This is a genomic window from Psychrobacter sp. Ps2, from assembly GCF_022129405.1.
Taxonomy (GTDB): domain Bacteria; phylum Pseudomonadota; class Gammaproteobacteria; order Pseudomonadales; family Moraxellaceae; genus Psychrobacter.
Genome location: NZ_JADQAM010000061.1, coordinates 104,951 through 119,931, shown reverse-complemented (window position 1 = coordinate 119,931; position 14,981 = coordinate 104,951). Strand labels below are relative to the sequence as shown.

The following is a 14,981-nucleotide window of genomic DNA, read 5'->3' as shown; positions in this document are numbered from 1 at the left end:
ATTGTGATATGAAACGTTTACTAAGAGATATTTATCGCTATAAAGAAGGCGTGGGTAGAGGTGCGCCGGTCAGTAACCCAACTTTTTCGATACCTGCTTGTTGCAAAGTTGCCATGAGCGTCATGATAGCGCCATATTGGTTATTTTGATCAGCATTAATCATCACTTGCAATGGCTCAGTGTTGGTATTACCGCTCTGAGACTGTAAGTTGGATAAAGTGTTAATTAGCTCAGGCTCACTAATAGGCAAGTCGATATTATTTTCATAACTGATAAAAATCTCACCCTTGTCAGTCAATGAGACGATGACGGGCAACTGGCTCTGACTCATGGTATTGGTTTGCTCTTTTGGCAAATCAACATCGACACCCGTAATGAGCATCGGCGCTGTCACCATAAATATCACCAATAGCACCAGCATGATGTCAATGTAAGGTACGACGTTCATTTCTGCATTAAGAGCTTTTTTTTCACGGCCGTAGGGGTTTGGTTTCATAGCCCTGTCACCTGACCTGCATTAACTTGGGTTTCTTTGCTAATAGGTGCTTGTACGCTGGTCTCACGCTGCAGCATGCCCGTCATCTCATCACAAAATAAGGCACGCGAGTCATATAGTTGGCTCGATTTTGCTGTGAAGTGATTGTATGCCAATACCGCAGGAATAGCGGCAAACAAGCCCATGGCTGTCGCAATCAGCGCCTCAGCAATACCAGGCGCGACAGAGGCTAGGGTGGCTTGCTCCGTTTGCGACAGTCCCAAAAACGCGTTCATGATGCCCCAAACGGTTCCAAACAGTCCAATGTAAGGAGCCACCGAGCCGATACTCGCTAGCGTCGTCAGTCCTGACTCGAGTAATTGCTGCTGACGGCCCAAGCCGACGCGCAGTTTACGTTCAACACCGTCGATGATGTCATCTTTAGGTTGACGCTTTTTATGCATTCTTAGGTATTCTGAAAAGCCCACATAAAAAATCTGCTCAAGTCCCTGACGATCAGGAGAGCCTTGAATGCCTTGATATAGTTTGGCCAAGTCTTCGCCTGACCAAAACCAAGTCTCAAATTGTTGATCAAAGTTTTTGGCTGTACCAAGTCGAGCACTCATGCGAAAGATAATAACCCAGCTGAGCAAAGAAGCTAATAACAATAGTGCCATCACAATCTGCACCAATAGACTGGCTTGGGTAATAAGATCGACAATATTTAATGATTCAGGCATGTAATGGACTCACGAATAATTGATAACAGCTGGCTGGAATAGTGATATCCGAACCAGACAACCCATAAACAAACATTATTTACTTTTTAGTATTTAATACGCAGCACGTTTCTTCACTAAAAATTTGTAACTGTGCTTAGAAAAATGCTGCAACGGTAAGTATCGCGATTTAGGTATCGGTATAATAACCCCCTAGTTTACTTCTAAATGAGAGAAAGGTCATTATTAATGTGTTAAACGACTATTTGGTTGGGCTGCTATTGATTCATTCAATAGTTAGTTGGATAACATGAATAATGACCGAGCAAATACTTATTACCTAAAACTAATGACTCAAACCGAATATTACCTTAATGACGAATAGAAAGTAGTTTTTCGAATAGCGTAGGGCAACATGACTATATATAACTTTTCATGTGGCTTTTTTGGCCAATAGTCTTGAAGTCTCTCAAAATCCTATTTTGTACGAGATAGATATTATCAACGATTGAGTTTGTAAGATAACTGGTCTAATATGTTACGCTTTGTTACTACATTATTCTTATTGTGGCATCGTTATTTTTTCGCTGAGGTCATGTTTAATTTTAGGTAATGATGACTTTTTATTATCCAGTCGGGGGCGACACTTATGAATGCAATTGAACGCTATTTTGGGATTAATGGTGAAAATACCACGATCAAAACAGAAATCATCGCTGGTATAACCACGTTCTTGACGATGGCTTATATTATCTTTGTCAACCCTAACGTCTTAGCCGATGCGGGTATGGATAAAGGGGCCGTATTTGTAGCGACCTGTATAGCAGCAGCAGTAGGTTGTTTCATCATGGGTATCTACGCCCGACTACCAGTTGCGCTTGCACCAGGGATGGGTCTTAATGCCTTCTTTACCTATGGTGTGGTGCTTGGTATGGGCTATGCATGGCAGACAGCGCTAGGTGCGGTGTTCTTGTCTGGTTGTATCTTCGTACTATTGAGTCTATTCAAGATTCGTGAAGCAATCATTAATGCCATTCCAACGTCTCTCAAAAACGGCGTAGTCGCTGGTATTGGTGCGTTCTTGGCGTTTATTGCATTGCAAAGCGCAGGTATCATCGTTAATCATGATGCAACCTTAGTTGGCCTTGGTGACATGACATCATTTGGTCCTGTCATGGCTTCATTAGGTTTTGTTGTTATCATTGGCCTGTCTTACAAGAGAGTCCCAGGTGCGGTAACCATTGGTATTTTATTGGTTGCACTGATTAGCTTATTAATGGGCTATACACAGTTCACAGGTATCATCTCTTCACCGCCTTCTATTGCACCGACGCTTATGCAGTTAGATATTGCTGGTGCATTTGATGTGGGCATGATCAGTGTTATCTTTGCTTTCTTATTTGTCGATTTGTTTGATACTGCTGGTACTTTGATTGCTACCACTAGCCAAGCAAAGCTAACGGACAAAGATGGCAATATCCCGAATATGGGCAAGGCACTACTCGCTGATTCAACCGCGACAGTAGCGGGTTCTTTACTGGGCACTTCATCGACGACTAGCTATATTGAGAGTATCTCTGGTATCGCCTCAGGTGGCCGTACAGGCTTAATGGCTGTTACGGTAGGTGTGCTATTCCTGTTCAGTATCTTCTTCTCGCCATTAGCAGGTATGATTCCAGCTTATGCAACGGCTGGCGCTATCTTTTATGTAGCCGTACTTATGATGGGTACCCTAAAGGACATTAATTGGAGCGACTTAACAGAAGCAGCACCAGTGGTCGTGGTATTGCTATTCACACCGCTTACATACTCTATCGCTGACGGTATCGCACTTGGTTTTATTACCTTTACGGCTGTAAAAGCAATTGCAGGCAAGTTTGCAGATATCAGTATCGCTGTCTGGATTTTGACTGCTATATTGTTGTTCAAGATTATTTTCTTATAATGCAAGGCGTTATAAGACATTAGATAGTGTCTTAAACAAGAAACCCTCCTTATCATTTGATGACAAGGAGGGTTTTTCTTTGTCAGTAAATAAGCCTATCGTCTTGATCTAAGCCCTGTATGCTCGATGTTAATGTTTGGTATTTTTGTTACTGGTATTAAGCAGCGTGATGACAAACTATAGGCAATAGCAAACAAAAAAACGTAACCAAAGAGTCGTAGTCAGTAAATTGCTTGTAAGTTATTGTTATTTAGATAGAAATTAATTATTTGAAAATGATTAATTTCGTTAGTTTGAAAAAAAATTTCGTGATATTATAGCCGAGTTAAGCGCATCACCTCAATCAACGCCGTAGAGGTTTTTCTTACAGTGAATTAGCATCATCAAAGATGACAGATTTGTAATTATTAGAGCGATTTTTCGGTTCAATAAGGCGATATTTGGTCATCACACTCCTTTCACTACTAACAAGAAGAAGGCACTAATGCCGCTTAGCTTTTCGTTGTTGCCTTTGTATTGTTAACGTAGCCCGTTTAACAGTCGAACGACCTACTTAACCGTCTCCAGCCTATGCTGGATTTTTAGTTTTGTGATGGCGCCGTTTGGTCTTTTGATTATTGCTGTGAATATCCGTCAGTAACCACTATTTTTTGATAGCGGTTATGAGCAGTTATACAGGACGATCAGACTTCCTAAAGCACCATTTATTATGGTTTTTAAACGATAGTTATGGAGTTATTATGAACCCAGTAGACCAATTTACCCCGCAAGAGCCGATCTTGTTTAATCCTGTTGATATGCTGTCGCCTGAGTATCTCGCCCAGTCAGCAGAAGCGCTAAATAAGCGTATTTCGCCGCTATATAGCGCCGATGAAGAACGTTGGTTGTCTGAGTTATTGCCACTTGCCAAACCCAGTATAGAAGAACGCGATGCTGCTGCTGAGCAAACGCGCAAACTGGTCGAGCACGTGCGTAATGATGGTAAAGCCGTCAAAATGGTTGACTCATTACTGCTTGAGTATAGCCTTGATACCCAAGAAGGTATCTTGCTAATGAGCTTGGCAGAAGCCTTGATTCGTGTGCCAGACAACTATACGGCTGATGCGTTGATTCATGACAAAATGAGTGTGGCTGACTGGAAAAAGCACATCAAAAATGACAACGGCTTTATGGTCAATGCTTCTACTTGGGGCATGATGATGACTGGTCGCGTTGTCAGTATTGACAGCAGCACCACTGCATCAGGTTTCTTGGATCGCATGACTAAAAAGATGGGCGAGCCTGTCATTCGCAGTGCGATGCAAAAAGCCATGCGTATCATGGGTCATCAGTTTGTATTAGGCGAGACCATCGAAGACGCCAATAAAAACAGCCAACCATATCGTAATAGAGGCTATACCTATTCATTTGATATGTTAGGTGAAGCGGCGATCACGCATAAAGATGCGGAAAAATACTTCAATGACTATCTACATGCGATCAGAGCTACGGCCAACGTAAAAGTCAAAGAAGGCATGCCAAAGCCGTCAGTGTCTATCAAATTATCAGCACTACATCCTCGCTATGAAGCCACGCAAGAAGCGCAAGTAATGGGCTTATTGCGTCAGCGCTGCCTGCTATTGATTGAAGCGGCACGTGAAGTCAATGTCGATATCAGTATTGATGCTGAAGAAGCAGATCGCCTTGAGATTTCTCTAAAACTGTTTGAGTCTTTGTACCGTGATAATTTAACGGCGGACTGGGATGGTTTAGGTATCGTTGTACAAGGGTACTCTAAACGCGCAATCGCTGTATTAGCGTGGCTTGCTCGTTTGTCTACTGAAGTCGGTGATCGTATTCCAGTACGTCTAGTAAAAGGCGCTTACTGGGATACTGAGATCAAACTTGCTCAGCAAAAAGGTCTATCAGGCTATCCAGTTTGGACACGTAAAGAAGGTACGGATACTGCATACCTTGCTTGTGCGCGCTTCTTATTGTCAGACCATCTGCGCGGGCTAATCTGGCCACAGTTTGCAACGCATAATGCGCATACACTGTCTTCAATCATGACCATGAGTGCACATAGAGATTTTGAATTCCAACGTCTGCACGGCATGGGTGATGCGCTTTATGATCATATTTTGCAAGCTTATGAGATTCCTGTACGTATCTATGCGCCAGTAGGTGCACATAAGGACTTGCTACCGTACTTGGTACGCCGCTTGCTTGAGAACGGTGCCAACAGCTCGTTTGTTCATCAGTTGCTAGATAAGTCTTATCCAATCGAAAAGCTAACAGTGCATCCATACGACAAGCTGCTTGGTAATGCAACATTGCACAATCCAGACATCCCGTTACCGTTAGAGATTTACGGTGAACGTCGTGCAAGTTTTGGCCCTAATATCTTTGTAGAGTCACAATGGCTGCCGTTCAAATCAGCTATTGATAGCCATCTGCATAAGACATGGTCAGCAACCTCTATCATCAATGGTAAAGCTATTGATACCTATGAAGTAGATGGTCAAACGAATCAACTTGATACGCAGACTGTACTTGCGCCTTGGAACCATGAAGTTAGTGCTGGTAAAGTAACTTATGCCAACGCTGAAGTGGCTCGCCAAGCGATTGACGTTGCTGTTGCTGGTCAAGATGTATGGAAAAATGTACCAGCTGCTAAGCGTGCTGAGATATTACGTAAGATTGCTGAGCTATACGAAGAGAACTACGCTGAACTAATGGCACTATGCCAAGTTGAAGCGGGCAAAACCATGCAAGACGGTATTGATGAAATCAAAGAAGCCGTTGATTTCTGTCGTTTCTATGCTGACGAAGCAGAGCGTCTAGATGACGTCGTACATGAGTTCACAGACTTGGCTGGTAAGCAGTCTCGTCAAGTGTATAAAGCACGTGGCACTTTCGTTTGTATCAGTCCATGGAACTTCCCATTGGCTATCTATACGGGACAGATCGTAGCTGCACTTGCTGCAGGTAACACCGTAGTAGCGAAACCTGCTGAACAAACCAGTTTGGTAGCTCACTTTGGTGCCCAGCTGATGTATCAAGCAGGTATACCAGCAGAAGCATTGCAATTGGTCATTGGTGCAGGCGACGTAGGTGGTGCTTTGACGGCTGCTGACAATATCGCAGGGGTGATATTTACCGGTTCGACTCAAACAGCCCAACGTATCAACCAAAGCCTAAACGACCATGCACAAACCAGTGGCGAATTGCCTGTCTTTATCGCTGAGACTGGCGGTCAAAATGCGATGATCGTTGACTCAACAGCATTGCCAGAGCAAGTCGTTAGAGATGCGGTACTATCAGCATTTGGTTCAGCAGGTCAGCGTTGTTCAGCTTGTCGCATATTGTGCGTACAAGAAGAAATGGCGGATGATTTAATCGAGCTGTTGCAAGGTAATATGGCTGAGCTGTCTGTAGGCAATCCTCTATATGCTGCCACAGATGTAGGTCCAGTAATTGATGCAGATGCTAAGCATGGTTTAGAGGCGCACATCGAACGTATGAGTGCTGAGCCGACTGCTACTATCTTGGCACAGACGCCGATGAGCTCAAGCTCAGTCGTCAGTCAAGAGAAGTCTACTTTTGTATTGCCAACCGCAATCGAAGTGAAAAGCATTGATGTGATCGGCGGTGAGCACTTTGGCCCAATTCTACACGTACTGCGTTACCAAGCACGTGATTTGAATAAGCTGATTGATGCCATTAACAACACAGGCTTTGGTTTGACGTTAGGTATCCATAGCCGTATCGAAAATACTGTTGAGCACATTGAGCGCCGTGCCTTTGTCGGTAACACTTACATCAACCGTAACCAAATCGGCGCGGTCGTAAACGTACAGCCATTCGGTGGTTGTGGTCTGTCAGGTACTGGCCCTAAAGCTGGTGGCCCGCACTATGTCGCACGTCTGATGCAGCTTAGCTCAGAAACAGTCAATGCTGAACAGTCAGCTGCTCATATGACAGCGACCGAAACCCAAACTACCACTCAAACAGAACTCGCATAAGGAGTAGCAACATGGCGACTGAATTCAAAAAAAATCATGCCCAAGTTTGTGAATCTTGGCGATTACTCGGCGCAGTCAATCGCGCAACGTATCTACAAGCAGCCATTCCAAAGCTGGCATTGCTCACTGGTGATGCCAATAAAGCAAAGCGTTTATTCAACCATTTGTTGAGCGCTGCGCCTAGCTTGGATGAGATGCATCGTATGACAGGGGCAACAGGCGAGTCTAATGACTTGTATGTGACTGGTCGTGGTAAGACGATGGTCATCGGCGGCGAAACTGCTAGAGCCATGGCAGTATTAGGTCAGCTTATCGCGGCACTCCTAACAGGTAATGAAGTTATATTGCATTGCCCAAGCCAAGATGAGATGTGTAATGAAGCTGCTAAGATATTGCACGATACAGGTATCAGCGAAGATGTATTAAGTGTGGCTAATGATTCGCAAACTGTGACACTTTTATATATCGATCGTCTAGCGCAAGTGGCTGTCTCTGGTAGCCGCAGCGAAGTGCAAGCCGTCAGTCAAGAGCTTGCCAATACTGACGGTATTTTGACGCAGGTTATTAGTGTTACTGATATGGAAGGCTTGTCAGAAATGCTAACGCCTGACTACCTACATCGTTTTGTCACTGAGCGAGTCAAGACTATCAATACTACAGCAATCGGTGGTAACGCGAGCTTGCTTGAGCTTGGTACAGAGTAGAATCACTGCATTAATTACGAATCCGCTTCGCTTTTATATCAACTTTTATAAAGGCTAAGCGGTGTTTGGTAGCGCTAGAATTACCAAACCTGTGATTGCATAAAATGTATAAGAAAAAACCGCTATCTGAATAATTATCAGATAGCGGTTTTTTGTTTATGCCACTTAATTGGAGCCTGATGACAGGATGTTATTCAGCAATATCAACCCATACCCAACCGTTCTCTAGCCATTCGCTCAAATCATCTGCGTCAACTTCTGCGACATCGTTATGCTGTAATGCTTCACCATTGGCCAAGCGTACCAATACTGCTATCGCCGCTTTATCAAGCCCATCGATACGTTGACCATTAGCATACAGCACGGTGCCATCACCGGTCTGGCTATAGAGTAGGCGGTTGCTATAGTCCGCCTGCAATGTGGCCCCTTCTGATAGGGCCTGTATTAGCTCATCGGTATCTAACGTCTCTTCTGGCATCAGCGCATCATATTGGCGTTTACTAACCACCTCCAAGACTGCTTGGCGAATCATATCATCACCGCGATCAGATTGTAGCATTTCTAGCAATTGCGCCTTGATAGCGGCAATGCTATCTGCTTGCAATTCACCTGACGCTTGTAGCGCTTGCGATAGTAGCATCGGGATAAATAACTTGCTGTCATTGGTTGCGATATCGGCCACGCTATCGATGATTTGCATCAGGTTTGGACGGCGGCAACCAAACGAGAAAGTCAAACAGTCATCTTGTGCCACACCGAAATGTGATAATTTAGGCGGTACATAAAGCACATCACCCGCTTCTAGTATTTCATTAAAAATAAGCTCGCCCATGTCGTCGAACAAGCGTAAAGGCTCATCAGCAACAAACTCTGTCTGGTCATCACAGAATTTGCCCAACTGCCAACGTCTAGAGCCATAGCCTTGTGCCAAAAACACATCGTAGTCGTCATAATGCTTACCGACCGAACCACCTGCTGGCGCGTAAGAGACCATGATGTCATCGCGCTGCCATTGCGGAATAAAGTCAAATGCTTGCCACAACTGACCAAGCTCTGGCGACCATTGCTCAAGATTTTGTACCAATACAGTCCATTGCTCTGGCAAGTTTTCAAAATCAGTCTCATTCAGTGGGCTTTTTTTAAGTTGCCACTGTGCCTGACCTTCTTTTTTACTGGCTGCTTGAGTCAGCAGTCTTGCGCTAGCATCTTCTTCAAGTGCAAGACCAATCATGTCATCTGGCTCAAACATATCAACTAGCTGCGGCAACCCTTGCTTAATAAGCAGTGGCTTCTTTTGCCAGTATTCAGTCAGGAATTGCTTAGGCGTGATAGAGTCGGGTAAACAAAGAGGAATAGAAGTCATTGATAAATCCATATTTTGGCGGTGTACAAGATTAATAATAAGGGATGCTTTATAGGAAGGTTTTAATAGTTTAAGATTGTCATCTATTTGATGTCTATTATTTTGGTGACGTTTATATAGTACATATAAACAATAACGATTATCAAAATAATAGCTGTCATCAGAGCATCCACTCAATCGTAGGAACGTTATGAAAAAGCTGCATTTTGTTGTCATTATCGCTAGCGTGTTTTTGCTACAAGCCTGTGTCCATAAAATCGTCACAGTACCCGCAAAAATCGCTTATAAAACTACCAAAGGCGTGGTCAAAGGAACCGTTGCTGTGGGTAAAGCCATCATACCGGGCGACAGTGATGACGATGATGATAAAAAATAAAACCTTACTTATCAACTATGGGTTTTGAATCAAAAGCAATCGAATCAAAACCAATCATAGCGTTCAAAGTAAGGTTACTGTTTATTCAGATAATAGCTATTAAGATAATAAGTGAATAAGATAAAATTACTATCAAGATAGGAGCGAGTAAATAATACTAGGCGCTCCTACCTTTCTAGTCCGATCTTATTATCAGTATGCTCTTATTAGTTATTAAAGCTTGGCAATCCATTCTTTAATAGCGCGTGCTTGCTCAGCGGCATTACCGATATAAGTAGCAGGCGTCAATGCACGTAGACGTTCTTTGTCCACATCACTAACTGCTGATAGCTCATCACTTTCGACAAACGTTAGCATGGCTTCACGAGTCATGGCATTACCACGAGTCAAGGCTTTTAGCTTTTCATACGGGTTTTCAACACGGTAGCGACGCATGACCGTTTGAATCGGTTCTGCCAACACTTCTTGTGCTTGATTCAAATCATCATTTAAACGCTGTGCATTTAGCTCAAGTTTACCCACGCCTTTTAAGCAAGCGTCAAACGCAATCATGCTCTGTGCTAGGCCAACACCGATATTACGCAACACTGTTGAGTCCGATAGGTCACGCTGCATACGTGAAATTGGTAACTTCTCACCCAAATGGGCCAGCATCGCATTGGCAACGCCTAAGTTACCTTCAGAGTTTTCAAAGTCAATTGGATTAACTTTATGCGGCATAGTAGAAGAGCCAACTTCACCGTCTTTTAGGCGCTGTTTAAAATAGCCTAAGCTAATATATTGCCAGATGTCACGGTTGAAATCGATCAAGATTGTATTGAAGCGTTTAACGGCATCAAACAATTCAGCGATATAGTCGTGCGGCTCAATCTGAGTCGTATAAGGGTTAAACGTTAACTCTAAACGCTGATTGATGAATGATTCAGCGTGAGTCTGCCAGTCAACATCAGGGTATGCTGAAAAATGGGCATTGTAGTTACCAACGGCGCCGTTAATCTTACCTAACAACTCTACTTGACCGATTTGCTTGATTTGACGAGCTAGGCGATAGGCCACGTTTGCCATCTCTTTACCAAGCGTTGTTGGACTGGCTGTCTGACCATGCGTACGTGATAGCATTGGTTGGTCAGCATGAGCAATAGATAAGTCAACGATACTATCAGTCACTTGCTGCATTTTGGCAACGACGAGCTCACGGCTGTCTTTTAGCATCAATGCATACGATAGGTTATTGATGTCTTCACTGGTACAGGCAAAGTGAATGAATTCAAGTGAATCGATTAAGGCATCCTGACCACGGAACTTGTCTTTGATAAAGTACTCAACCGCTTTTACATCATGATTGGTCGTCGCTTCGATGTCTTTGATAGCTTGAGCATCTGCTTCGCTAAAATCATCAACGATTGCATTCAAAAAAGCGTTGGTCTGGTCATCAAATGCTGCTAATTCACCAATTGCGCTGTTGTCAGCTAAAGACTGCAACCAGCGAATCTCTACCGTAACGCGAGCTTTGATTAGACCAAATTCAGATAAATAAGGACGTAAGCTGTCAGCCTTTGATGCGTAACGACCATCAATTGGAGAGAGAGCGGTAAGTGGGGTCATGGTTATGCCTCAGTAGTTATGAAATAAAAAACTGCAAGAGTCTGGATAAAAAATTACCATATAATAAACGACGTCGAAATCGTTGCGCGTAATATAGCAGAAATATGATATTAAAAAAGCGGTCTATGCAAATAAAGCGATGTTGATCCTCGTTAAAATCAATCTATTCACTGCATCAACCTCTCTGCTTTAAGTTGGATCTTAGGAATTAATTAAAATCCGCAAGGTGCATCAATAGATTCAATCACTCCGCCGCCCAGACATACTTCATCAATATAAAATACCGCTGACTGACCAGGGGTGACGGCGCGCTGTGGCTCATCAAATACCACGCGCACTTCGCTGCCATCACCATTGGTCGCAAATACGCGACACGCTTGGTCTGGCTGGCGATAGCGAGACTTTTCCATACAGGCTAGACCTTCGTTGCTAAACACATCCGCAGGCGGTAGACCGTCAATCCAATCGAGCTTATAGGCTTTTAGCTCGTTGCTCATTAGCATGGGATGTTCATGGCCTTGACCGACGATTAAACGGTTTTTCTCTAAGTCTTTTGCCAATACAAACCATGGTTCTTCCGGACGGTCTTTAACGCCGCCAATGCCGATGCCGCCGCGTTGACCCAATGTGTAATACATGAGGCCATCATGAGTACCGATGACTTTATTATCATCAGTAAGTATCTCGCCTTTTTGGGCAGGCAAATATTGCTGTAAGAAGTCTTTAAAACGGCGCTCACCAATAAAGCAAATGCCTGTAGAGTCTTTCTTTTTAGCCGTCGCTAGGTCATGATTTTCAGCAATTTGACGTACCACTGGCTTTTCAAGCTCACCAACGGGAAATAGCGTTTTGGCGATTTTGTCACCGCCAACCGCATGCAAGAAATAGCTTTGGTCTTTATTATTATCAAGACCGCGTAAGAGCTGTGCAACCTCATCACCTTCGGCATTGGTATAGTTCACACTGCGGCGCGTATAGTGACCTGTAGCGATATAATCTGCCCCAAGGGTCAACGCATAGTCCAAAAACGCCTTAAACTTAATTTCTTTATTGCACAAGATATCAGGGTTTGGGGTGCGTCCTGCTTTATATTCTGCCAAAAAGTGCTCGAATACGCGATCCCAGTATTCCATAGCAAAGTTGGCCGTGTGCAGCTTCATACCGATTTTGTCACATACGGCTTGCGCGTCTGCTAGATCATCCATCGCCGTACAGTATTCGGTGCCGTCATCTTCTTCCCAGTTCTTCATAAACAAGCCTTCGACCTTGAAGCCTGCCTGTTGAAGTAATACGGCTGATACAGAAGAATCGACCCCACCTGACATACCGACGATTACATGCTTGGTGCTAGGGTTTTCGACATCAGCAAGTGTTAAAGGGCGATGAGCATTAAAAGACTCAGAAACGGTTGTGCTTGAGGTATTTTGTATGGCTGACATAAAACGGCTCAACTATTTATACGTTATCCAAAGTACATGCCGACGCCAAGCGTTATGCAATCACTACAATACGTAGTCTCAGCACAGCAACGTCAGCTTGTCTTTTGGATCTGGTATTATGATAAAATAAACGTCATATTATACCAGTTAATTGAAACTGGTGGCGACCGATGGTGTCTGGCTACTAGTAAAATCACTTTGAAAATTCAGATAGTGGTTTTGAATTATTTTAATCACCTTTAACTCATCTTGGAATAATAATGATAAAAATTGGTCAAGGTATCGATGTTCATGCTTTTCATAATAATGGTCAGCAGCAGCAATATGTCATTCTAGCAGGCGTACCTATTGAGCATACTCACAGTTTGCTGGCACACTCTGATGGTGATGTGGTCTTGCACGCACTTGCTGATGCGCTTCTTGGTGCTTTAGCACTTGGCGATATCGGGCAGCATTTTCCCGATACCGATGCGGCACATGCTGGATTGGATTCACGAGTACTGCTGCGTTATGTTTATAGTAAAGTGCAAGAGGCTGGTTACAGCCTAGGTAATGCTGATATTACGGTGATGTGTGAACGTCCAAAGTTAGCGCTGCATAATCCAGCCATGCGCGCTAATATCGCTAGCGACTTACAAACAGATATTAGCAATATCAGTGTAAAAGCCACCACGACTGAAAAATTGGGATTTACGGGTCGTCAAGAGGGCATCATGGCCAATGCCGTGGTATTATTAGTCCCTAATGCTATCGAACCTATATAGATAGAAATTCGTGCTTGTAATACAGCGGCAGTCGCCCCATGTATCAGCCACGTCTTTATACAATTATTTTATATAAATAATCATTTTAATGAACCGCTTTATCAATAGGAGCTTTTATGAGTGAGCAAACCCCAAACACTGCTGCAAACGACGTTGAACAATTGATCCGTGATCAAATCCGTGACAATAAAGTCATTATCTACATGAAAGGCACACCGCAATTTCCACAGTGTGGCTTTTCAGCGCGCTCTATTGAAGTGTTGACTCAGATTGGTCGTCCATTTGCGTTTGTAAACATTTTAGAAAACCCAGAAATCCGTGCAACGTTGCCAAAAATCGCGAATTGGCCAACGTTCCCGCAATTGTGGATTGATGGTGAGTTGATGGGTGGATCAGACATCATCTTACAAATGTATCAATCAGGCGAGCTAAAGCCATTGGTTGAAGCAAACAGCCCTGCTGCTTAATACTTAAAAGTGTTAATTGGATGTCTTTAATGTCCAATTAGCCTTTGTAAGATACGAGCACAGCAAACCCAAGTAGTCATTTAATGGCTATTTGGGTTTTTTATTGTCGCTATTATTGTCGCTATTATTGTCGCTATTATTGTCGTTAGTAGCGTATCTATTCTTGTCCCCATTAGTATTTTCACGCGCCTATGTCATTAGGCTTCGTTGTTTTTATGGGATTTACCCCCATATAGTGTCCAAGATACCAGCGATATAAATAATAATTATTAGATGAGTAAGAGAGCTTTATGAATAACCAAACCAGCGAACAGTTAAACGAGCAAAGAGAAGCAGCTGAGCAGGCAGCGATTGAAAAACGCCGTGAACGTTTAAAAAATGAATCGACACGTATTATTGAGATTGCTAATAATGAGTCATACTCAGCCCTTAAATGTATTCATCAGCTGAGTGTGGCGGGCGGTGCAACTGAAGCGACATATGTTGCGATTGAGCAGCGCATCGTTGTAGACCAAGACCCTGCAGGCGCTTATCATTTGGCACTTTTAGCACAGAACACGCCAGATTTGCCTATTGATGCCCGTCAGCTTATCGAGTTGGTAGTCAACAAGGGTGATAACCATCAACGCTTGGCATTGCTCAAAAACTTACCATTACCGCCAGTTGAGCTTATCAAAGAGCAGATTTTGGCCAGTGATGATGGTGAAGCGATTGGTCAAATGAACGCCTATCTACAGATCAATCCAGAAGGGTATGGTAGTCATCATATGCTGTCTAGTGGGCAATCAGATCAGATCGTACCGCTTAGCCCTGGCAATAATAACCAAAATGATGATTAAAACAGTAATTAGTAAGTCAACAACTAACAAGACAGTCACCAGAGTAGAGAACTTTTTGCTTAAATTTAATAGTTTTTGTTCTAACGTTTTTTAAGTATCAAAAAATTGTTATAATTATGGGTTATTCAGGGCGTGTCCTTAATCTGAACAAAAGCATCTGAATGGGCTAAAAATGGTTAAATATTGCCAAACTATGTCAAATAGCTGGTTAGTATCCTGATATTATCTGCGCTATTTTCCTTGTTTGGCTGCAATTTACCTCATTCTTATCACCATTTTCA

12 protein-coding genes are annotated in these 14,981 nt (G+C 43.2%); 7 read left to right on the top strand and 5 right to left on the bottom strand.

The window, feature by feature from the left end; translation table 11 throughout:
- Positions 1–37: 37 nt before the first annotated feature.
- Positions 38–496 carry a protein TolR gene (gene tolR / locus I3254_RS12205; protein ID WP_238053043.1) on the bottom strand — a complete coding sequence of 153 codons (459 nt, stop codon included), beginning with the start codon at positions 494–496 and terminating at the stop codon, positions 38–40.
- On the bottom strand, positions 493–1,215 hold the full coding sequence (gene tolQ, locus I3254_RS12200; RefSeq protein WP_102092824.1) for a protein TolQ: 723 nt from the start codon (positions 1,213–1,215) through the stop codon (positions 493–495). Before tolQ ends, tolR begins: the two co-directional genes overlap by 4 nt.
- 628 nt (positions 1,216–1,843) lie before the next feature.
- Here tolQ and I3254_RS12195 point away from each other — a divergent pair.
- From I3254_RS12195 to I3254_RS12185, 3 genes are all read left to right on the top strand, one after another.
- The gene (locus I3254_RS12195; protein ID WP_101204806.1) at positions 1,844–3,139 is read left to right on the top strand and encodes an NCS2 family permease; all 1,296 of its coding nucleotides are present in this window, start codon (positions 1,844–1,846) and stop codon (positions 3,137–3,139) included.
- 740 nt (positions 3,140–3,879) lie between these two features.
- Entirely contained in the window at positions 3,880–7,143 is a 3,264-nt protein-coding gene (gene putA, locus I3254_RS12190) for a bifunctional proline dehydrogenase/L-glutamate gamma-semialdehyde dehydrogenase PutA (protein ID WP_238053042.1), read from the top strand.
- Between the two features lie 11 nt (positions 7,144–7,154).
- Positions 7,155–7,847 (top strand): 1-pyrroline-5-carboxylate dehydrogenase, encoded by a 693-nt coding sequence (locus I3254_RS12185; protein WP_057759629.1) that lies wholly within the window; start codon positions 7,155–7,157, stop codon positions 7,845–7,847.
- 190 nt (positions 7,848–8,037) lie between these two features.
- Here I3254_RS12185 and I3254_RS12180 read toward each other — a convergent pair whose 3' ends face one another.
- Positions 8,038–9,210 (bottom strand): cupin domain-containing protein, encoded by a 1,173-nt coding sequence (locus I3254_RS12180; protein WP_238053041.1) that lies wholly within the window; start codon positions 9,208–9,210, stop codon positions 8,038–8,040.
- Positions 9,211–9,400: 190 nt separating this feature from the next.
- Here I3254_RS12180 and I3254_RS12175 point away from each other — a divergent pair, with 190 nt between their 5' ends.
- Positions 9,401–9,586 (top strand): NF038104 family lipoprotein, encoded by a 186-nt coding sequence (locus tag I3254_RS12175; RefSeq protein WP_057759633.1) that lies wholly within the window; start codon positions 9,401–9,403, stop codon positions 9,584–9,586.
- A 213-nt stretch (positions 9,587–9,799) separates the two neighbouring features.
- Here I3254_RS12175 and purB read toward each other — a convergent pair whose 3' ends face one another.
- Together purB and mnmA are read right to left on the bottom strand one after the other, a co-directional pair.
- Positions 9,800–11,191, bottom strand: a complete 1,392-nt coding sequence (purB, locus tag I3254_RS12170) for an adenylosuccinate lyase (protein WP_238053040.1) — start codon at positions 11,189–11,191, stop codon at positions 9,800–9,802.
- A gap of 212 nt (positions 11,192–11,403) precedes the next feature.
- Entirely contained in the window at positions 11,404–12,630 is a 1,227-nt protein-coding gene (gene mnmA, locus I3254_RS12165; protein WP_269117549.1) for a tRNA 2-thiouridine(34) synthase MnmA, read from the bottom strand.
- A gap of 260 nt (positions 12,631–12,890) precedes the next feature.
- Here mnmA and ispF point away from each other — a divergent pair, with 260 nt between their 5' ends.
- The 3 genes from ispF (at position 12,891) to I3254_RS12150 (ending at position 14,700) form a co-directional block, all read left to right on the top strand.
- The gene (gene ispF, locus I3254_RS12160) at positions 12,891–13,394 is read left to right on the top strand and encodes a 2-C-methyl-D-erythritol 2,4-cyclodiphosphate synthase (RefSeq protein WP_238053039.1); all 504 of its coding nucleotides are present in this window, start codon (positions 12,891–12,893) and stop codon (positions 13,392–13,394) included.
- Between the two features lie 116 nt (positions 13,395–13,510).
- Positions 13,511–13,861, top strand: coding sequence for a Grx4 family monothiol glutaredoxin (gene grxD / locus I3254_RS12155; RefSeq protein ID WP_057759647.1), 351 nt, complete (start codon positions 13,511–13,513; stop codon positions 13,859–13,861).
- 290 nt (positions 13,862–14,151) lie between these two features.
- A complete protein-coding gene (locus I3254_RS12150) occupies positions 14,152–14,700 on the top strand; it encodes a hypothetical protein (RefSeq protein ID WP_191115162.1) in 549 nt (182 codons plus the stop codon).
- Positions 14,701–14,981: the final 281 nt, after the last annotated feature.

What these genes read in the sequence shown, in the direction of transcription:
- I3254_RS12175 (WP_057759633.1), top strand. Translation starts at nt 9,401, where the DNA reads ATGAAAAAGCTGCATTTTGTTGTCATTATCGCTAGCGTGTTTTTGCTA.
- mnmA (WP_269117549.1), bottom strand. Translation starts at nt 12,630, where the DNA reads ATGTCAGCCATACAAAATACCTCAAGCACAACCGTTTCTGAGTCTTTT.
- ispF (WP_238053039.1), top strand. Translation starts at nt 12,891, where the DNA reads ATGATAAAAATTGGTCAAGGTATCGATGTTCATGCTTTTCATAATAAT.
- grxD (WP_057759647.1), top strand. Translation starts at nt 13,511, where the DNA reads ATGAGTGAGCAAACCCCAAACACTGCTGCAAACGACGTTGAACAATTG.
- I3254_RS12150 (WP_191115162.1), top strand. Translation starts at nt 14,152, where the DNA reads ATGAATAACCAAACCAGCGAACAGTTAAACGAGCAAAGAGAAGCAGCT.
- tolR (WP_238053043.1), bottom strand. Translation starts at nt 496, where the DNA reads ATGAAACCAAACCCCTACGGCCGTGAAAAAAAAGCTCTTAATGCAGAA.
- putA (WP_238053042.1), top strand. Translation starts at nt 3,880, where the DNA reads ATGAACCCAGTAGACCAATTTACCCCGCAAGAGCCGATCTTGTTTAAT.
- purB (WP_238053040.1), bottom strand. Translation starts at nt 11,191, where the DNA reads ATGACCCCACTTACCGCTCTCTCTCCAATTGATGGTCGTTACGCATCA.
- I3254_RS12180 (WP_238053041.1), bottom strand. Translation starts at nt 9,210, where the DNA reads ATGACTTCTATTCCTCTTTGTTTACCCGACTCTATCACGCCTAAGCAA.
- tolQ (WP_102092824.1), bottom strand. Translation starts at nt 1,215, where the DNA reads ATGCCTGAATCATTAAATATTGTCGATCTTATTACCCAAGCCAGTCTA.
- I3254_RS12185 (WP_057759629.1), top strand. Translation starts at nt 7,155, where the DNA reads ATGGCGACTGAATTCAAAAAAAATCATGCCCAAGTTTGTGAATCTTGG.
- I3254_RS12195 (WP_101204806.1), top strand. Translation starts at nt 1,844, where the DNA reads ATGAATGCAATTGAACGCTATTTTGGGATTAATGGTGAAAATACCACG.